At 33.4% G+C, this 19,089-nt stretch carries 18 protein-coding genes (1 of these 18 running past the window's edge); 3 read left to right on the top strand and 15 right to left on the bottom strand.

What is annotated here, in order from left to right; genetic code table 11:
- Together ACQQ2I_RS00760 and ACQQ2I_RS00755 are read right to left on the bottom strand one after the other, a co-directional pair.
- Positions 1-1,018: the 5' portion of a hypothetical protein gene (locus ACQQ2I_RS00760; protein WP_431028659.1), read on the bottom strand. 29 nt of this gene lie to the left of the window's left edge; only the first 1,018 of its 1,047 coding nucleotides appear in the window; it begins with the start codon at positions 1,016-1,018; the stop codon falls past the left edge of the window.
- Between the two features lie 47 nt (positions 1,019-1,065).
- Positions 1,066-2,241 (bottom strand): phospholipase D-like domain-containing protein, encoded by a 1,176-nt coding sequence (locus ACQQ2I_RS00755; RefSeq protein WP_431028658.1) that lies wholly within the window; start codon positions 2,239-2,241, stop codon positions 1,066-1,068.
- 293 nt (positions 2,242-2,534) lie between these two features.
- Between ACQQ2I_RS00755 and ACQQ2I_RS00750 the strand changes: the two genes are divergently transcribed.
- Positions 2,535-3,650 carry a YcjF family protein gene (locus tag ACQQ2I_RS00750; protein ID WP_431028657.1) on the top strand — a complete coding sequence of 372 codons (1,116 nt, stop codon included), beginning with the start codon at positions 2,535-2,537 and terminating at the stop codon, positions 3,648-3,650.
- 216 nt (positions 3,651-3,866) lie between these two features.
- Here ACQQ2I_RS00750 and ACQQ2I_RS00745 read toward each other — a convergent pair whose 3' ends face one another.
- From ACQQ2I_RS00745 to ACQQ2I_RS00710, 8 genes are all read right to left on the bottom strand, one after another.
- Complete coding sequence (locus ACQQ2I_RS00745) at positions 3,867-4,877, bottom strand: hypothetical protein (RefSeq protein WP_431028656.1); 1,011 nt, start codon at positions 4,875-4,877, stop codon at positions 3,867-3,869.
- Positions 4,878-4,906: 29 nt separating this feature from the next.
- Positions 4,907-6,019 carry an AAA family ATPase gene (locus ACQQ2I_RS00740; RefSeq protein WP_431030416.1) on the bottom strand — a complete coding sequence of 371 codons (1,113 nt, stop codon included), beginning with the start codon at positions 6,017-6,019 and terminating at the stop codon, positions 4,907-4,909.
- Positions 6,009-6,797 (bottom strand): DUF6414 family protein, encoded by a 789-nt coding sequence (locus tag ACQQ2I_RS00735; RefSeq protein ID WP_431028655.1) that lies wholly within the window; start codon positions 6,795-6,797, stop codon positions 6,009-6,011. The genes ACQQ2I_RS00740 and ACQQ2I_RS00735 overlap by 11 nt, the downstream gene beginning before the upstream one ends.
- Positions 6,798-6,917: 120 nt before the next feature.
- Positions 6,918-7,508, bottom strand: coding sequence for a hypothetical protein (locus ACQQ2I_RS00730; protein WP_431028654.1), 591 nt, complete (start codon positions 7,506-7,508; stop codon positions 6,918-6,920).
- A 2-nt stretch (positions 7,509-7,510) separates the two neighbouring features.
- Entirely contained in the window at positions 7,511-8,668 is a 1,158-nt protein-coding gene (locus ACQQ2I_RS00725) for a TnsD family Tn7-like transposition protein (RefSeq protein ID WP_431028653.1), read from the bottom strand.
- Entirely contained in the window at positions 8,658-10,127 is a 1,470-nt protein-coding gene (locus ACQQ2I_RS00720; RefSeq protein ID WP_431028652.1) for an ATP-binding protein, read from the bottom strand. The genes ACQQ2I_RS00725 and ACQQ2I_RS00720 overlap by 11 nt, the downstream gene beginning before the upstream one ends.
- A complete protein-coding gene (locus tag ACQQ2I_RS00715; protein ID WP_431028651.1) occupies positions 10,120-12,189 on the bottom strand; it encodes a Mu transposase C-terminal domain-containing protein in 2,070 nt (689 codons plus the stop codon). The genes ACQQ2I_RS00720 and ACQQ2I_RS00715 overlap by 8 nt, the downstream gene beginning before the upstream one ends.
- A 9-nt stretch (positions 12,190-12,198) precedes the next feature.
- Positions 12,199-12,963 carry a TnsA endonuclease N-terminal domain-containing protein gene (locus ACQQ2I_RS00710; protein WP_431028650.1) on the bottom strand — a complete coding sequence of 255 codons (765 nt, stop codon included), beginning with the start codon at positions 12,961-12,963 and terminating at the stop codon, positions 12,199-12,201.
- Positions 12,964-13,206: 243 nt separating this feature from the next.
- Here ACQQ2I_RS00710 and ACQQ2I_RS00705 point away from each other — a divergent pair, with 243 nt between their 5' ends.
- Positions 13,207-14,745, top strand: coding sequence for a hypothetical protein (locus ACQQ2I_RS00705; protein ID WP_431028649.1), 1,539 nt, complete (start codon positions 13,207-13,209; stop codon positions 14,743-14,745).
- Between the two features lie 158 nt (positions 14,746-14,903).
- On the opposite strand, the gene ACQQ2I_RS00700 is transcribed toward ACQQ2I_RS00705, so the two are convergent.
- The 5 genes from ACQQ2I_RS00700 to ACQQ2I_RS00680 form a co-directional block, all read right to left on the bottom strand.
- A complete protein-coding gene (locus ACQQ2I_RS00700) occupies positions 14,904-15,488 on the bottom strand; it encodes a tyrosine-type recombinase/integrase (protein ID WP_431028648.1) in 585 nt (194 codons plus the stop codon).
- A 151-nt stretch (positions 15,489-15,639) separates the two neighbouring features.
- Positions 15,640-16,452, bottom strand: a complete 813-nt coding sequence (locus ACQQ2I_RS00695; RefSeq protein ID WP_431028647.1) for a hypothetical protein — start codon at positions 16,450-16,452, stop codon at positions 15,640-15,642.
- Between the two features lie 509 nt (positions 16,453-16,961).
- Positions 16,962-17,204 (bottom strand): hypothetical protein, encoded by a 243-nt coding sequence (locus tag ACQQ2I_RS00690; protein WP_431028646.1) that lies wholly within the window; start codon positions 17,202-17,204, stop codon positions 16,962-16,964.
- A complete protein-coding gene (locus ACQQ2I_RS00685) occupies positions 17,174-17,392 on the bottom strand; it encodes a hypothetical protein (RefSeq protein WP_431028645.1) in 219 nt (72 codons plus the stop codon). The genes ACQQ2I_RS00690 and ACQQ2I_RS00685 overlap by 31 nt, the downstream gene beginning before the upstream one ends.
- Before the next feature lie 329 nt (positions 17,393-17,721).
- Positions 17,722-18,204 (bottom strand): hypothetical protein, encoded by a 483-nt coding sequence (locus tag ACQQ2I_RS00680; protein WP_431028644.1) that lies wholly within the window; start codon positions 18,202-18,204, stop codon positions 17,722-17,724.
- 276 nt (positions 18,205-18,480) lie between these two features.
- On the opposite strand from ACQQ2I_RS00680, the gene ACQQ2I_RS00675 reads away from it, so the two are divergent.
- Positions 18,481-19,071 (top strand): hypothetical protein, encoded by a 591-nt coding sequence (locus ACQQ2I_RS00675; protein WP_431028643.1) that lies wholly within the window; start codon positions 18,481-18,483, stop codon positions 19,069-19,071.
- The last annotated feature ends 18 nt before the right edge of the window (positions 19,072-19,089 follow it).

The raw sequence follows: 19,089 nt of genomic DNA, 5'->3' as shown, positions 1-19,089 counted from the left end.
TATACATATTCTCCATAATCGATTGAACGTACTCAAGAATATTTTCGTCACCAGATTGTATCAAGGATATACTTGGTTCGGGTACTATTGATAGCGAAAATGTATACACTCCATTATTCCCCAAATACACATCCATCGGGTTCTCCCAATTACTTTGTTCTATTACCTCATCATCAATTATAATACTAAATAGAGATTGTTCTACATCTTCTTTTATATAAGTAAATTTCAAGATAACTTTTTCATTCCACGTATCATAATTTGATTTTATATTTTCGCTTTGTTCAAACGGAAGTTGAAACTTGAATCCATATCTATTATCAACATAGATTTTGCTATCAATTATCTCCTGTTGTTTAATCTCTTCTTTCTCATCATTAGTCTCAATTTTATTTTTATCTACGCTACCTAAAAGAATATCCAAGTTTATTGACTCTAATTCACTATATACATGCTCATCTTCAGAACTTAATAGATATACCGTTTTAATAACTCCAACCTTAGGGGCATAATATTTAACAATCTTTGGTTCAGATGAATCTTTAATTTTAGTAACTTCTAATACATCATTAAAAGTACCAGCTTTAGTTTTAACAGTTAAATCTCTTCCTGTAATAATACTTTTAGAGTCATCACCATCTCCTGTAAACCATTCCTTGTTACTACTTAACTCTAATTCATTTACTTCTTTATTTAATAGTGAATTAATTCTATAAATCAATCTAATTTCTTTTTCCGTTACAGAGTACTCTAGAACTGATTCCCCTATAAGGCCACCATATCTATGAATATATATCACTTCATTGCCCTCTTTGTCGTATTCCTGTATGACGATGTCATTATAAATTTCTTCTTGACCAGTATTTCCGTATTCGATATATGTCCTTTCTAAACCAATAAGCGGGAAATAATCAGAAACATCAATATTAATTTCTTCTGTCACATCTGAATCTTGAGAGGAACAACCTACAATAAAAACAATAACTAGTAATAATACTGCTGTAAATTTGAATTGCAATCTAACATCTTCTCCTTATATGTTTTTTTATTCTTGTTCCGTATAATTCAAAGCGTTATTTCTCCATATCTACTAAATCTTTTTTTCAATTCTGCTATAAGAAAATCATGGGCTTCTTGTGTAATTCGAATATGCGACCTTCTAAAGTGCATACTCTGTAGAGTGCTTTGACTAACATTTCCTCTCTTTCTTAAAGAAGGAAATGCAGCCTTACCAAGGCTATTATATAAGTCTACTAATCGTATACCATTTTTTATTGGTGCATTTATTACGCTACCCTCTGTAAATTCAACATAATAAGGAAAACGATGTTTCCAAGGAGTATCCTTAATTTCTTCATCCCCTACAACATTGTTTTTATTAAAACCAGAAGTCTTTGTATACCCTACAATCATTGGCGTAGCTTTTCCGTGCTCATCATAACTTACTATTGTTAGAAATAATATGTCATCTTTTAAAATCCCACTTGGCTGTCTTGGAAAATACGTGGTTTTCAAATCTCGCTTTCTGATACCCTTCATTTGTTGATAATTAATGTCATTAGGAATCCTGTCCTCTCCTGTGCCCTCAAATTTCAACCAAATACCATCAGCATCATTATCTTCAACTTTATTTTCAAGTATTTTTTCAAATAAATCGGATTGAACTATCTTTTTCAGTTCCGCACCCCGTTTCTTGTTATTTGAGTAAACAACTGTTTTATTTTTTCTTTCTGCACCTAATTGTGGGACATGTTTCTTCTCTTCATCAATCCATCCTTGAGTAACCTTACTAACATCCTCAAAAGCTTTAACTTGGTCAAATAAATCAAAGAAATATTCATGGGCTTGTTCTGCTATTTCATGTTCTTCATCTATTAGTACGCAAAGCTCGTGATTTGAAATAAATCCACCTTTAGTGAAATTTGCCGAACCAATTATTGTAGAATGCGAATCAAATAAATATAGTTTTGAATGTAAATCTACTAACGCATAAATGTTTGCATTAGCGTGTAATAAACGCTCTAATCCATAAATACTACTTACACGCTCAATAAAGTCCTCTCGATAAAAGCGTGTAATGATATTGCATTCAATTGAAGGATTTTTCACTAACCACTCCGCTAACATGTTAGCTGTTTGAGTACCAATAAAAGGCGAAATAATATTTAATTCACCTTCCGTTTTTTCTAATAACTCTTGGAATTGATTTAATAGATTCTTAGAAATTAAACTTACTGACATTATGTCTGCCCCCTTTACGGTTTTATTAGCATTCAATAGTTTATTACTTTCAATAAACAACTTAACTACAGTATGTATAAATTTACAAAATATAACATATTTAATTACACTATAAAAAACAGATGAAGCCGCGGCATTCTTCTGTTCTTCTCACTTTCATCTGACATGGGTGCAATTCTTTGTTCTAATTTCGATTTGACTTTGTTGTCTGGAGATTATTATATTATCCGAATAATATAATAAATGTTAATATTAGTATACAAATTATAATTTGATACAGGAGGAGGGTACTTATGACTACAACTAAGAACACTATAGATTTTGTAGATGATTTCATAAATAAATTAAAAAACGAAAACGAAAAACTTAAACCCGTTAACATTATGATTATTGGAAAAACAGGTGTTGGAAAGAGCACGTTAATTAACAATGTTTTCCGCGAAAAACTAGCCGAAACCGGGATGGGTGAACCAGTAACACAACATCTAAGAAAAATTTCTAAAAAAGGTATTCCTATTAATATTTATGATACTAAGGGTCTGGAGTTAAAAAGCGAAACTCAAGAAGAAATCACTGAAGAAATCGAAGGTAAGATAGAGGAACTATATTTAAGCCGTAACGAAGAAGATTACATTCACGTTATTTGGTATTGTATTAATGCTCAATCCAAAAGAATCGAAGACTTAGAAATTGAATTAATGACCAAGTTTTCAAAAAAAGTACCCGTTATCTTAGTGCTGACTCAATGTTATGGTAAAGACGCTAAAGAATTTAAAAACCTTTTAGAAAACAAAAACCTTAACGTTAAGGCAGTACAAGCAGTAGTTGCTGAAGAAGTGGAAATTGATGAAGATATTATTATTAAACCAAATGGATTAATTGAACTTGTTGACCGCACCTATCAAATACTACCCGAGGCAGTAAAAAAGTCTTTTACCAATGCTCAAAAAGTTAACATTGATAAAAAGGCTGAAGATGCTTTAGCGTGGTCTACAGCATATATTACTGGAAGCTTTGGAGCGGGATTTACGCCAATACCATTCTCTGATGCAGCAGTCCTAGTTCCTATGCAGGTAGGAATGTTGGCGCACATTACCACAATATTTGGTGTTTCGCTTAACAAATCTATAATTTCCGGAATAGTTGGTTCCTTAGTTGGAAGTGGCGGAGCAGCAATGGCAGGCCGATATATCGTATCAAATCTATTAAAGTTCATCCCAGGAGTCGGAACTTTTGTAGGTGGGGTGATTAGTGGTGGAACTGCAAGTATTTTAACTACAGCATTAGCCGTAAGCTACATCGAAGTAATGAAAAAAGTGGCTGAATCGGAATATAAAGGTAAGTCAATAGACGCTGAAGAAATCGCTAAGATGACGAAAGATATTTATGAAAAAGAATTAAAGTCTTAATAGTAATTTGGTGCAACCATAGAACTTATTATTTTGAGTATATCACTTCTTTAATTCTCGCCATATATAACGCGAAAACAGGAGAATCCACGAGGGATTTTCCTGTTCTTCATTTATTGCTCCAGCATCGTATTAGTTCTTTGTTCTATTTTTGACGAGACTTTGTTCGCTCAAGCAGCTCTTTGTTCTGCTCGGACATAGTAAAGATTATACAAATTATTTTTTGTTTTTTATTATGTTACTACCTTCTGTAATTAATTGTCTTTGGAATATCTTTCTTAAAGTGCCCTCTATTTCATTCCTAGAATTTCTTATATCTATAAAATAGTACTTGTTCTCTTCCAATAAAAGCTTAATTTCATATAAAAATTTCAAATTATATTTAAGAGATACACGATATACAAAGGGTAACTTGACTTCAGAATATAGGTCTCCTATTAATTCATCCAACTCTTCTAGCTTCTTCACCAAAAACTTTAGTCTAGACTTTTCATCTTGAAAATATTGTTTATCTAATAATTCTTCACCAGATGGATTTATCCTGACTTCCACTTGGACTTCCCCAAGAAATATCTTTGGTTTATTGAAATGAATTTCCACCCTCGTTACTTTGTTATACGTATTTGATTCAATTTTAATAAATATATTTCTAAATTCTTTCTTTAATAACTCTTTCCACACCTTCTGATTATCATTACTCAATAACCAATTCTCATATTTTACATAATTTTTCTTATATACTTTTACTTTCCCTACCATTTCAGATGCATTAAACATTAATGCACAAATTGTTCTATGTGTTGCTCCAGAAAAGTAAATATCATCATCTAAAAAATATTGAAGCCGTGGTAAACCATCTCTTAAAACTGGTTCTAGTGTTTCGTTAACATAAAAATCATGCTGATACTTCAAGCCATTCTTTTGTAAGCTATTGAAATTTTCAAGTATTCTATTAGCATGTATCCCTCCTTCTCCTTTCAATTTTATTTCACCTGTTACCGAGAAGAATAAACTATAAATTGAATTTCCACTCGTATTCCATCCTGTACTTATTCCTTTTATTTTCTTCGTAGATATTAATTCAGTTTTTTCTTCCCTTTTTTGTTCTTCATAATATGGAAGATATCGTGCTATCGATTGCATTTGATAGTCTTTCATTGATTCTATATGTTCTTTAGAAATTCCTAAATCCACTAATATATTAGTCCAATCTTCAATCCGACTCATCGTTCTCACCCTAATTGTAAAGAATTTTTTTAAAGTCTTTCCACCAAAGGTATTGCTATCATCTGTTTTAAATATCTCCTAATTTCCCTTACATTATTTAAAACATTAACTTGTGTTTTCAATAATTCAGGTATTTTAAAACCATTAACATTATATTCGTATATAAAATCTTTATCTTGTTCGTCTAGTAGTTCTACTTCTGATGCAAATATATCATTAATTAACTTTAATTTAACGTCTTCAGCTAACTCAACATACTCTACAAAGCCATCAAATCTGGAATAAATCGCTTCACCTAAATTTCGCTTAATTTCTGCTACAGAGCGATAGTTTGAAGTACACAGGAAAATTGCATTATCTAGGTTAACCTCGTAGTACTTATCTTCAAAAACCCCTTCATCAAAGAGCTGATAAAAAGCACTATAAAATAACTTATTACATTTATCAAATTCATCTAGCAGTATCACATTTGATTCTCTTTCAATTAAATCCTTCGCAAACGAATTACTTCTATCTCCGAAAATATAACTGTAAAAACTATCATTATGATACATCGAGAATTGTTTTCTAAATATTTTTTGCCCATCATTAACTATGTTGTTAATAAAGTTTGCTGTTTCAGTTTTACCTACCCCTGGGGGACCATATAACATGATTACTTTAGGTTTTCTCTTTTTAGGAGAAACAATATCATATAAATTCTGTAACAATGAGTCCTTTGCTCTCTCTTGTCCAAGTATTGTGCCACTAAATTCATCTCTAATTCTTTTTATCTCGCTTTTGGTAATCTTAGAATGTTCAAACTGTTTTATGCCTACTTCTAAATTAAATTCTTCTTTATACCTTTCTATTTGACCAACAATTCTATTAGGCGGATTATGTAAGTACACCTCTGAATACCCCAAAAACTCTTGGAAACTAATTATCCCTAAAACAAACATTTCGATAAAGGCTTCTGTGACCCCTCCGTACTCATCTCCGAAAACCACCAAATTTTCATAACTACCTATTAACTTGTCCTCTAACGGATTATTTCTTCTAGCATCACTCCATCTAATTAATTCCGTTAAATTAATAGTATCCTCCGCCGGAAGGCATTCATTAAAATATTTCAAAGGTCCGTAAATCACATTAAACTTCATCACTAATTCCTATCCCTCCGAGTATTACATCGTATATTTTCAAATGTAAATCGTTCTCTTCTGATGCCCCCTCTATATTCCCTCTAATTAATTCTGATACGTTTATTTGATTTTGTGGCTGACTAGTATTACTACCAGCCAATTCTTTTTCAATTAATAACTCATCCTCCGTACAAGTTCCCACTTCTACAGCAAGATATTTCAAATTCATTTTAGGCAAATCTGTTAACACATACGCATTTTTAAATTCATTTATATTAAACCTAAGAATAATTTTCTCGCCATTTTTTATACCTATTAGTTCATAGTAACTTTTAGCTGTAGTTAAAATCTCATCAACGTTTTGCAAATTGAAATCCTGGCTACCTTCAAACGCTGTCGAATCCTCCTTAAATACTTTCATATAAGGTGCATACATTTTTAAATAAGCAAAAGAGTTAATTAATGCATAAACTTTATATCCATCCAATACAACAAGTTTATTTTCACGAACCAATCTATCTTTTAAGATTAAAAAATCCGTTAATATAGTATTAGTTATTGTTTTTGTTGCTATTTTATCTTTACCTAAGGAAACCGCCCCAGTCGATTTAACGCTAAATGTAGCTTTTACTATATTTAAAAACCCAGTGCCTGCTTTTCCTTCGGCACTTCCATCAACCTGTCCTTTCAGCGTTACAGTCCCTGTACTTTCATTGATTTCTGTAATTTGTCCCCCATGCTCCATAAGTAAAATATCAGTTGCTGACCCTTCGTCAAAATATATTATTTTCTTCATATAAACCCCCTAGTTGTCTTTATTCGCTCAAAAAAACTCTCTTGTTTTTATAATAACAAGGGAGTTTTGTGAATTCCATTTTAATCCATCTTAATTAGTTATCTTATTTTTTACTTCCTCCTAACAACCACGTAACAGTTTATGATTCCCGCCTTCATACTCTTCGGTGAACTCTTGTAGTTCCCCTTTTATCTCCTTAACCACCTTCCTCACACTTTCACTCTCTTGTTCTCCAAGCAACCTTAATAATCTACTTAAAAAGTTAAACACGTTTAACATACAACACTCAATTATAGTAAGCCTATACAAATCTACTTCTAAATTAAGTAACTCTTTTTCAAATAGCTCTAATTTTATGCACATATTTATTAATTCACTATCTAAACAATAATGAGCATTTAATAATTTTAAAGAATCTTTATAGTCAAGTAGTTGAAGCGCAACATCTTCTGTACTCGCAGAAGAATACAAAGGTCCACCACCTTGGTTTCTATTACTACTTACAATTTTTAAAAATTTCTCGTCAGTATGATTTTTATATAGAAGGTACTCTTCCTTTTGAAGTAATAAATCTTTCGTAAATAATTCTGTTGATTTTATAAGGTTTACCAAGCTAGAGTACAAGTATCGTTGACTGTTGCATTCTTTGTATATTTGAAAAAAATCAATACTTTGTCTCAACAAATAAACACCTTTTTTTATACATTTCACGTTTAATCTCTCCTCCTTTTACAACCTTTTGGCGTTACCTCATCAAACCACTCACGCTCATGAATCCGTAACCATGCAAACAATCCATTATTAATTTTTCTTAATTCTTTCCGATTCGCATTTGGATGTTCTGTAAGCAACACTAGCCATTGTTGTTTTCGTTCCTCACTTGAATAAATCGGAACTCGATTGCTCTTTTTCTTTGGTCGCTTCCCTATTACTGGTTCCATTTCAAACAACTTTGCTAGCTGTACTTTTAGGAACTGAAGCATTAGCAAGTGTCGTAGCGGACTTCTATTTTTTGATGTATTCCTTATAAAGAGCTTCGTCCAGCTATTTCTTTCATCTATACTGACCGCGCTCTGCATCAGTTCTAGATAATTTGCAGAGTAATGTCCCTGGAAAGCTTCAAGAAACTCTGTCATCTTTATATTGCCGACGTAAGATGTTAATTCTGCTTCCCTTAATCTATCTATATAGAAGCTACTAATGTAATTCGGTGGTAAACGAATCCGATTTTGCATGAGCCATTGCACATTTCGTACGTATCTCTCATCTAGCTCTTTATATTCCACCACCTCTTCATCATTCGCCGTTTCCTCATTGCATACATCATCATCTGCACAGATATAATCTAAATTCTCTTTCGTGATATCTATGGCGCTATCCTTATAAAGCACTTTGTGGATTGGACAATACAGCGCTCCGGGAACTTGTGGCAACCTGCGCCAATAGCTTTCACCTAACTTATTTAAGTCTTCCTCGTAGCAACAAGGGCAGTACCTCAAGAACTGCGGGGTTTTAATCTTAGACATTGGAATACCGACCATATTCTCTATACTCATCCGGTTCCCATAGCTCATCGCTTCAAATATCTCATTGGTTTTGTCATCGGTCATAAATGCTGTATAAAACGGAAACATCGTATGTTCCCAAATCAGTTCATCCACTGATAAGTTTCCATAGAAGGGCAACCTTTCAATAAATGTTTCAAGCTTCTGTGGAAAATAAACCGACTTACCTACTTTATGATGCCGCTCTATCCCATAGATGTCCCTTTCCACCCCTAGTTTGCTATCAATCGCATTCGCTTGCCTATATCTCGCAATAGCGCTATAAAACAATTCGTCTGGATAGAGCACTGGGAAGTTATTTAACATTCCCCACACCTCCAATCCAATGCTGCATGCCATCTATATATCCTTGTTTAACTAATGCATCATACATAGTGTTTGCCTCTATGGCTTTTTGATAGTTAAAACGGATGTCATCCTCTTTATAGACATATTCTTGCGTTACCTTTATAGGCTGCGGATTTTTAATAGCAATCGATTGTTTCGATACCTTCATAGGACTAACAGCAGTATGCATAACAGGTTGAGCTTGCTGTTCCATTGCTAACTTTCGCAAATCCTCATACTGATGCATTTTGTATGGATTTTTAGATTTAATAGCATCAATCATAGGTTGCATCAGCTTAAACTGCTCTTTAGCGACTTTTCTCACCATGCTCACATTAAATGCTTCTTTACCCGTAGAAATAGCCATTACTTGTACATTGGCAAATAGCTTAACTATTAAATCTGATACGCCCTGTGTATGTTCATAAAATACTGCCACCATCTCATCAGATAAGAGCGTAAAAGTGCGCGTCCATTGATACCTCCATAGAGATTGTAAAAAGAAACGAAACTCTTTATCGTTCTCCATGTTATTCCAAGTAATCTCCCCGTTCCCGCTTACTCGCCGCGCAATTCGGAACTCCTGCTGAAAAATCGAGTAAGCAGCTGGCGTACCAATGAACAATATAGGTACACCAAATGAATTCATTAGCGTAACAAAGTAGTTCATCATTTGCTTGATAGCACGGTTCTGCAAATGCTGAATCTCATCTATAACCAGCAGACCTAACCCAATGTTATTTGCTACTTGTCCCATTTGCGGAAGCATCGCATCTACTGACGTATTTTTAGACACATTTCTTCTATAGTTATCAGTTCCTAATATTTCATCGACCTTTAAAAAGAATTGAAGTGTTAATGCTTTTAGACTCGATGAATGAGGTGTTTGTAATGTTAAATGCGTTAGTTGCAACTGATTAAATGGCTGCCCTTTATACTCGTTGTGCACGATAACTTGCGGGATATTATTTAAAACTCTCTGGGCAGAGCTGGTCTTACCCATTCCAGAGTAGCCAATTAAAGTTGCACAGCTAGCAGTGGTGCGGAATGTTGACTGATTGTTTATATCAAAACTTTTATTAATAATCTCTTTGCCCATTTGATTACGTTGGCGTATATATTCCTTGTCAAATGGATTACGTGAAATATAGCCCTGATAAAGCAAAGAGAAAGTTGTGTTCCAAACATCCAAATGCCGAGGCAATGGCTGAAATAATTTATAAAGCCTCTGTACCATATGAAGACGAAACGCACTATCATAGTCCCGTTCCGACTCATCAAATGAAATCGACATCGCTAAACTATCAATAATCGCTTGCTTATTCATTAATGGTGGCAACGCTTGAATAAAAGGATTGCTGTTATATTCCTCTAACGGTGATTGATGATAGGTCGCCTGTACAGCATCCATACCATTCTCCAAATAGATTTTATTCATCCCTACCACCTCTAAACATCGCAAATTCATCAAACTCTTCTTCTAATTCCATGGACGCTTCTGGCACTGGCTCTCGCAAGATTTCGCGTTGTAGCATTCGTTCTGCTTGTTGGTTATCTTTAATCCCCCTAATTCTTTGAGCCTTCGATAAGTTTGGGTCACGTTCTGCCACGCTTTCCTCTCTAGCATTTTCCACTATTACTTCAAGCTCTTCATATAATTGAATCTTCGCTTGCAGTTCTTGCTCTTGATTTTTGCGGTCTTTATCTTGCTCATATTCTTTGAGAGCCGCTACCTCATCTTGACCTTTACCAGCGTAAGTAAGCAGATGTTCTAATAATGCAAGCTTTTGAAGATGTCCATCATCCCGATACATATAGATTTCTGATATATCCAATGGGTTGTAGCATATTTTTAACTTCCTACTTCCATTCACACGAGCTTCTACAAAGTCCCCCGCAGCTAACAACTCTGGTGAAGCATAAAGCATTTTTCTAAACGATACACCGCGCGCAGTCAAAGTTGCCGTGTCTATTGGCAAAAGATTTATACGAATTAATTCTTCAGGTAGCATTCGCACACTACCTTTATAAGAACTGACATAATAATTCCAAAGCTTAATCGGTATCTTCTCTACACCTAGCTCAATCATCTCTTCAGTAAGCACATAATCCTTTAATACATGATGATTGTTATGAAAAAGTACTGTTTTAATTACTACTTTCGTAAATTCATCAATCGTCATTGTAGCTTGTAAGCGATAATCCTTTTGACCGCGCTCTTTTGCTTGATTACCTTTTACGACTACACCATCAGCAAAAGGCTTTATTTTAACATTGAGCTGTTCAAAAGCTTGTTCAATGATTCCTTTATAGTCAGCATGATATGGCGGTGTTTGCTGAATGGCGATACCTAATTGCTCAATTGCATGTTCAATCCGTTTCCCTTCTAAAGCTCCTTGGTCAGTGAGGATTTTGCTTGGCACACCATATGGCCATTCAGTATCTTCAATATCAATGCCATACTTTTTACAAAACTGCTTTTTAGAAGTCATCGCATTATAAAGTGCCAACATTTCTCCCCCATAACCATTTAATGATTCGAAGGAGATGCAGAATCCCATTATCATACGGGTAAAGGCACATACAGCTAAGTGCAAAATAGGACGTCCAACAATTACATTACGATTTGTAGAACTGACTAAATAAATATCAAATTGCGTCGAATCAAATTGCCATCCCTCGCTCGTAGAAGCACCAATAATTGTTCGATAATTTTGCTGATAGTTACGTAAGCCTTGGCGTTGGATAATTTCTTTTTTCGTATCGTTTATTTTCTTAAACCAATATAAAAATTGATTATAACTAGGCACTGCTTTCGCTAAAATCAGTATTGCCCCAGCCTTATCATCTGTACAATCAACTGTGTAATAATCTTTCAAAATCATTTCATATGTGAACTTCAAGCTATTGTTGCGCTCGTTGTAATAGTACTTATTCAACCCTGCTCTAAATTGGCGTTTCACTTTATCATCAATATTGATGCCATATCTGCCATTCTTACATGGTCTACCTACCTTTCTATTTGAAAGATTTCTGCTCTCTCCACTGGAGCCACATTTATAATAATTAGGCAGTAAACTATTTTTCGTCCCTCCACCTTTCCAATATTTCAGCAGCAATGCTTTGAATCCGTTATAGCTCATCTGATATTTACGTAGTACCGTATCAATAGCCGGTTTACGATAGCTACCTATAAAAGCTAACTCCTCACTCTCTAATTCCCCTAAAAATGCCATTATCATTTTCCACGCTTTATCTCGTTTTTCTCGTTCCTTCATATTTAAATTTTCTTCAGGAACAGCACGAATATACGTATCGGGAACCTCCATCCACATATTTGATTGAACTGCTTCTAATAAATCCTTCGATTGCATCGGATAAGGCCAGCGATTCCCTTCCATATTCAATACATACAAAACATCTGTGAAACGATTAATATGTAGCAAACGAATAACATTGCCATTACTATGTCTAAATAGCTGGTTTACAATAAAATTCATAATGACCTCCTACTTTAACTCCTCTAGTGTTGCAGCAAGATTAATAGGATTTCTAATGTTCACTTCCAAACATTTCTTCGCTAATAAATAGCGAAAGAGCCATAATCCTTGCCCTGGTTCTATTTCCTGCTTATGTTCAAATTCACTAAATAGCAATTTAATTGGTATGGAGGGATTGTTTTTGATATACGATAACAATGCACCCGCCAATTCACTCTCTTTCATTTCCTCTAATAAAGTTTCCCTGCACCATTCAATGTTGTTACAAAATTGTCGTGGAAGTTGCTTTTCGGTCACTATTTGCCAATCTACACCTCGTGCTTTCCAATAACGACGCTCAATTTCTAGCTTTTCTAATGTTATTTTCTTAGTTAGCTCGCTTGTATTTTTCACAGACCTTGCTACGAGTTTTTCCTCACCCGTTTCTTCTCGTACAGTAAGTAAAAACGTTGTGCATATTACTAATGCACTGCCTTCTGAATCAGTGAATTTATCAAAGCGTAACCCGTCTTTATCATCGATAACTTCCATTGCATCTAATAATGGGAAGCTTTCACGAATGTCCAAAACAGCATCGCTATGCTCAAACATGAAAAACGCGCGTAGCTGGTTGTCTGAATGTAAATGATGTATACGCTTTGTTTTTATCCCTCGAATACGAGTAGCTCTGCCTTTGCTCGAATAGTCCGATGTTTTCACCCAAGGCACATACTCGCTCCCGGTTCCTTGCCCCCTTCCCTCTTTAATAAAGCGTTGAACTTTAGCATTCTGCATTTTCTGTCCTCCTCCAAGCATCAAAAAAAGCACCCATGACATATATGTAACAAAGACAGTTTTTTTTAAAACTGAATATTACATATAAGCATGAGTGCTTTATAAGCAGACTTTATTTATGATTTAGGCAGCACTTAGTTCGTGCTTACTTAAATTGTATCATTTAAACAATATAAATAAATAGGAATTTTGATTATAATTAATAGTAACCATATTTTAGAAAAAATGAAGCGAGGTAATTACATGGCTTTCAACGCAAAAGTTTACAAAGTACTAATCGCATCACCTTCTGACGTATCTGAAGAAAGAGAATTAATACCCAAAATTCTTCATGAATGGAACACAAAGAATTCAGAGCATTATAAGATTGTCTTTCTACCTATTAAATGGGAGACTCACACTATACCTACTATGGGTGGACGTCCACAGGGTTTAATCAACAAACAAATAGTAGAAACATCAGATATATTAATCGGAGCTTTTTGGACTAAGTTAGGAACGCATACAGGAGTGGCAGAATCAGGTACTGTTGAGGAAATTACAGAATTTATGGAGCAGAATAAAAAAGTAATGCTTTATTTTTCTAATAAACCTGTAATGCCAGACTCAATAGACTATGAACAATATCAACGGTTAAAGGATTTCAAGACTGAATGCCAATCCAAAGGTCTATATGACACTTATGATTCTAGTGAATTGCTGAAAGAAAAAGTGACAAACCATTTAACTTTATTTGCAAATGAACATGGTGAGTCATCTGTCTCACTTACGCCAATAACTAACAATCAACTTTCAGTGGCTTTTTATAATCCTAAAAACGAAACAATTACTAATAGTATTACAGGGTTAAGAAGAGCATATTCAAGCTCAACTTTTATCAAGGAAAAAATTGAATCTCTTAAACAGCTCATTCATAAAGTTTCTTCTATTAATTTGCCTAAGAAAAACGACGCAGATAACAATGAAAGCATCGATAATATTATTAAATTTAACATAAATTCACCTATCATCATTAGTAATAATGAACAAGCAGAATGTTATGAAATCACAAAGCAAATTACAGGTATCGAGTTGAAAGGTGACTTTTTTGACTTCGGTGATTTAAAAAAGAGCACCTTAAACCTAGCCATAGGTGGTGGAACAACCATTATTGGTACCGACAAAGAAAAAGAAAAATATGATTTATTTAGAGACTACGAGGTTATGCTATTTGAAATAAAAGGGTTTCTAGATTATTTTAATTATTTAGACGGATTTTCAATTGCACCTTTAATTTTATCTAATATCGGACATCAGTATAATGAATCTATTACAGTAAAATTAACATTCCCTAAAAACGTTCAAATTTTAACTGCTGAACAAATCGAAAAACCTAACTATTATGTTATAGAGTATTTTACTAACAATTTACTTGAATCAATTTTAAAACCCAAAGAGACTAGTGATTTATTAGAATATTATTGTGCTGAACAGTATAAACCTGCATTACCAATAACAAATATTCCATTACCTTTCTCTTATAAGGAATCTTTTGAAGATAAACTTAAAACTTTACATGCTGAATTTGAAGATGAGACAGAACAAATTTTATATTTTTCTGCTTATATAAGTTCAGATGCTCAAGTATTAAAATTCACATTTGATGAGCTTAATCCATCAACAAGTATGTGGTTCCCTTGTTACCTTTTAATAAAAGCGAATGAAACGTTTGATATTAATTATGAAATTACATCGAAAAACCTAACACAAAAAATTACTGGAACATTAAAATACGAAATATAAAAAATAGCTCCCCGCACGCGCTCTAGGAACGTTGCAGGGGGCTATTTATGCCTTTTTGTACACAGTCAGTCAGTCAGTCGCTATTAATCAATGAAACCGTGCTTGATAAAGTATTCTCGCGCCTTATCTCCTATATATTAATATATCTTCGAATCCTCTTAAAAGAACGAAATCTTTTTCAGACTATTTTCGATACTTTCATCCGTAAGTCCTAAATACCTCATAGTTGTTTTTTGGGACGAATGATTAAATATCTCCATTAAAGTTGCCACATCTTTAGTTGCTTGATAATACGTATAGCCGAAAGTTTTACGCATCGTATGAGTTCCTACTGATGCATTCCCTATCATTTCACCAGCCTTAGTGATTATACGGTAAGCCTGCGTTGTTGTTATATGTCCATTCCCTTTCCGGCTCGGAAATAAATACTCTACATCTGACGGCAATGTTTCAATGTAATCTGCAATATCCGCCATTAAGTTATTTAAATAAACCGTTCGTTCTTTTTGCGTTTTTCCCTCACGAATTTTAAATGAGCTTTTCCCTTTCAATTGTTCCACTTTTAGAGCCACTAAATCCCCACAACGTAAACCGGTAGAAATTCCAAGTTTGAACAACAATTGATTTCGCAAACCAAATTCTTTTGACATCCCTAACGCCTCTAAAATTTCATGCACTTCACTTTTGGTTCTTAGGGGCTGCACATCGATTAACATACCTTTTTTCTTGGTGTAATTTGCCATCCAAAAACCCCAATCCTTATGTATGGTTTTATCTATATATTATAATAAGCATACATTTAATAAGCACACAAATCAAAAGTCCTAGTAAATCAACATTCTGTACGTATCCTTTTAGTTAAAAGCATACATATATTTTGAAAACGATTTATATTTAAAGCTCCAATATCCAACGGCTCTCAATTTGGTAGTAATATGACATTAAATATTCTAAATTTTTTAGTTGTTGCTCTTGACTTGGAGTTGACATAGGATAATGTCTACGAACTTCATCATAAAACTCTACTGTACTATCCTTTGCAATATAATCTTTGGCAAGTTGAAATGCTTCCAGTATGATTGAGCTTAGCTCTAGGTTATTAGTTATATATTTATTTAACCATCCTGTGTTTAAGTAAATAAAGCCTTTAACTTTTTCAATTATTTTCAAACGAATTATGACTTCTCCCATAAAAACGTAAATATAAACATAAACCAGCAGTTCGTTTGAATGTAATACAAATCCCAATATACCCGTTTCATCTTCATAATCATCGTAATCAAAACGAACATCGGAAATATCATAAAAACTTAAAACCTTATTTATTTCTAAAAACTCCATCGGAATATTATTAGTTTCAATAGAGTCATTGTAATCACAAATTTCCTCTTCAATTACTGGCAAAGGAAGTTCATCAATATCAAATTGTTCACCTAGTTTTTTCTTAATTCTTATCCATTCAAGCCGTAAATCTTTTGGTAAAAACCCTTCAGCTTTCAGTAAAAAACGATACATATCCGGAGCATGCTTTACTAAACTAACATTTTCAACTTGAGACATGGGGTTAATGTCATTAAAGAAAAATGAGCATACCTCATCATCTTCTTTAAATTCATCAAAATAGCCCCTCACCTCAATAGCAGGTGTTCCACCCATTTCCTCTGTAATATCACTTACTATCCAATCTTTATCAAAATAATTACGCATTTAATTCAGCTCCTATCATGCTATTAAATTTATCTAAAACTATTTCAGACAACAAAAAAAGCACCCGTTACATATAAGCAACAAAAAGTAGTTTTTTTAAAACACGTTCTGTTACTTATAAGCAAAGATGCTTAATAAATTAGTTATATATAGTTTTAGTAGCACATAATTACATGTGTTTATCTTAATTATATCAAAGTCAGTATCATTCTCAAGTCACGACATACAACATTTTCGTGATTGCAGGAATTAGTCTCTATAGATAATCTAAGTATCCTATTTTTCCTGGTTTGAACTCCCCCTATAATATACTAATTAATGTAACTATTATATTTATTGCATATACTACTAAGCTTCAAAATTATATAAAAAAATATCCTACAGATTAATAATAGAGATATTCTTTAGATTTCACTTATAAAGATGTTTCTACACTATTATTTACCCATTCTTTTACAACCTCTAATAATCTAATGCTTCCTAATAAAAGTTTCGGTAAGTTTTTCTCATCAGCGTCTAGCCACATTCAAGGGGAAAATACAATCATTACTCATAGTTAAAGTGATATTCTCGATATCAATATCGCAACCCAAAGTTACATCTAAATATAAATATCCTTCTAGGTTATTATTAATCCAAAGTTCTACAGTTATTATTGCTGCTCTCACATTTGAATCGTAATATGCACCTGCTTGCACTTTAAAGTTTAACGTGTTTCGAATTATATTATCTCTTGAACTTTCACTTTCCATTTAACAACCTCTAATCCACACCTTCTCAACATTTCATAATTCTCTATGCTAGTCCATTCATCATCTTCTAAATCAGAATTAACTATATTTTGTAATTCTACTAATTTTACAGCCATTGCATAGCAGTAGTAAATATCTGGAGTATTAGTTGGATACAAAACAGGAGTATATATTACAAAATCAACCATTCCTCCATCATATTCAAAATCCATCACTTATGGAAAATAATAACTTTTTTCTAACATTTCTATAGCTTCTTCTTTTGTAAGCTTTAACATACTATCATCCTTTCTTTTGTTAATTTAATTAAAACATTCGTTCGTATTTGCAGCAATTTTTTATTCATTATTAATGTCGAACAAAATAATGTCAAATATAACTGACAGCACAATAAAACCAATTAAAATAGGAATTTCAATGTTCTTATGTAAACTTTGAAAAATAAAAGTGCATTCGAATTATAGAATAATTATTCAAAATTATGTTCAGAACAGAACATTCCTTTTTCTTCTATTAACTATCCTGATTTCCCCTCATATCGTTGGCAAAATTCCAATAATGCTTGTGAGATAATGTCCTGCAATTTATATTGTTGGTATTGTTGCTTGTACAACTCAACAAATCGCGCATAAACATCCTCTTGGACTTTTAAACCCTTTGACTTGTAAACCCTATTACTTAAAATCAACTTGTCTATAGTCAGTTCATTTGACATATCCATGCTTTCCTCTTTATGCACCAAGCTTTTTATTGTCGTCAAATGTTGTTCAAGAAAGCTCAATGTTTCATTCTCATTTTGACCATTATCCCCTTGGTGCAAGATATATCGTTTCAGATTGTTGTCGTATTTGTAGCCCGCAGACTTGATAGGTTTTTCTATTACGTACGCTTTTGCTCCTAATTCCACCTCTATCACTTTCAATTTTTTTGTAGCTCGTTGCTTGTTTAGCCACTTTAATTGGCCCTCGATATCGAGACTTAAAAACTCTTCAATTACCAAAGTGCACACCTCCTTTATTTTTGACTTTGTATCTTATACAAGTCCGCTACAAAATATTACTTTTTACAACAAAAAATATGTTTTACCTTTCTTTAGTGCGCTTTTGTATAGATTCCCATTTGTAACATCATTAGAATCCGTTAGATTTAAAAACTTTGTATTAATCGTTATATTTACCCCCATCTTGCATAAAATAGCTTGTTATTACTAGACTGGGACCGCATATGCGAGACAACGGATGAGTAGTTTCAATCTAATTAAGGAGGTGCAATCTCGATGCCTAAAAATATTAAATACATCAACCAGCAGGATAAGCATCTGTTCCATGCTTTTAAATCATGTGGCGTGCTAACTCAAGAACATATCTACCAGTACATCTCTAAATATAGGTTTAAGCACCTTATAAAATGTGGCTATATACAATCGGCTACTTGCTTCTCCATCGTCAAGAACTGCACAGAATACATCTATTTTCTAAATAAAACAGGGAAAAGTTTTGCTTCGAAATATTGTGTTTTAGGGGAATTTTATCGTTCTTCATCAGCACTACATGATTTAGAAGTAGCAAATCAATACATGTCGTTACCACTTGAACAACGTCTGACATGGCAGACAGAAAAAGAGCTTTTAAATGTTCTTAAACAAACATTGCTATCTTATGAGGAAAAAGGATTATCGGAAAAAGCTGAAGAAATACATGGTCTATTTCAGAGCGAAAAAATTAGCCCTACTGATGGAGGATACTTACTCGATGAAGAATTAAAGTTAGTGGAAATAATAACTACTAACTATACATTTGAAAATGTTTTAGCAAAATGTCTATTCGCCGAAGCTATTGGCTGTCCTATAGACATCATCAAAATTTAAAATCAAGGAGGAATCAAT

This window comes from Lysinibacillus sp. LZ02 (genome assembly GCF_050613145.1).
Lineage (GTDB): Bacteria > Bacillota > Bacilli > Bacillales_A > Planococcaceae > Lysinibacillus_B.
This window is presented reverse-complemented; position numbering and strand designations above follow the sequence as displayed.

Excerpts from the sequence above, each read along its gene's own strand:
- ACQQ2I_RS00685 (WP_431028645.1), bottom strand. The coding sequence starts at position 17,392 with ATGGTTGATTTTGTAATATATACTCCTGTTTTGTATCCAACTAATACT.
- ACQQ2I_RS00745 (WP_431028656.1), bottom strand. The coding sequence starts at position 4,877 with ATGAGTCGGATTGAAGATTGGACTAATATATTAGTGGATTTAGGAATT.
- ACQQ2I_RS00740 (WP_431030416.1), bottom strand. The coding sequence starts at position 6,019 with ATGAAGTTTAATGTGATTTACGGACCTTTGAAATATTTTAATGAATGC.
- ACQQ2I_RS00700 (WP_431028648.1), bottom strand. The coding sequence starts at position 15,488 with ATGGCAAATTACACCAAGAAAAAAGGTATGTTAATCGATGTGCAGCCC.
- ACQQ2I_RS00755 (WP_431028658.1), bottom strand. The coding sequence starts at position 2,241 with ATGTCAGTAAGTTTAATTTCTAAGAATCTATTAAATCAATTCCAAGAG.
- ACQQ2I_RS00720 (WP_431028652.1), bottom strand. The coding sequence starts at position 10,127 with ATGAATAAAATCTATTTGGAGAATGGTATGGATGCTGTACAGGCGACC.
- ACQQ2I_RS00675 (WP_431028643.1), top strand. The coding sequence starts at position 18,481 with ATGCCTAAAAATATTAAATACATCAACCAGCAGGATAAGCATCTGTTC.
- ACQQ2I_RS00710 (WP_431028650.1), bottom strand. The coding sequence starts at position 12,963 with ATGCAGAATGCTAAAGTTCAACGCTTTATTAAAGAGGGAAGGGGGCAA.
- ACQQ2I_RS00715 (WP_431028651.1), bottom strand. The coding sequence starts at position 12,189 with ATGAATTTTATTGTAAACCAGCTATTTAGACATAGTAATGGCAATGTT.
- ACQQ2I_RS00735 (WP_431028655.1), bottom strand. The coding sequence starts at position 6,797 with ATGAAGAAAATAATATATTTTGACGAAGGGTCAGCAACTGATATTTTA.
- ACQQ2I_RS00750 (WP_431028657.1), top strand. The coding sequence starts at position 2,535 with ATGACTACAACTAAGAACACTATAGATTTTGTAGATGATTTCATAAAT.
- ACQQ2I_RS00705 (WP_431028649.1), top strand. The coding sequence starts at position 13,207 with ATGGCTTTCAACGCAAAAGTTTACAAAGTACTAATCGCATCACCTTCT.
- ACQQ2I_RS00690 (WP_431028646.1), bottom strand. The coding sequence starts at position 17,204 with ATGGAAAGTGAAAGTTCAAGAGATAATATAATTCGAAACACGTTAAAC.
- ACQQ2I_RS00725 (WP_431028653.1), bottom strand. The coding sequence starts at position 8,668 with ATGTTAAATAACTTCCCAGTGCTCTATCCAGACGAATTGTTTTATAGC.
- ACQQ2I_RS00695 (WP_431028647.1), bottom strand. The coding sequence starts at position 16,452 with ATGCGTAATTATTTTGATAAAGATTGGATAGTAAGTGATATTACAGAG.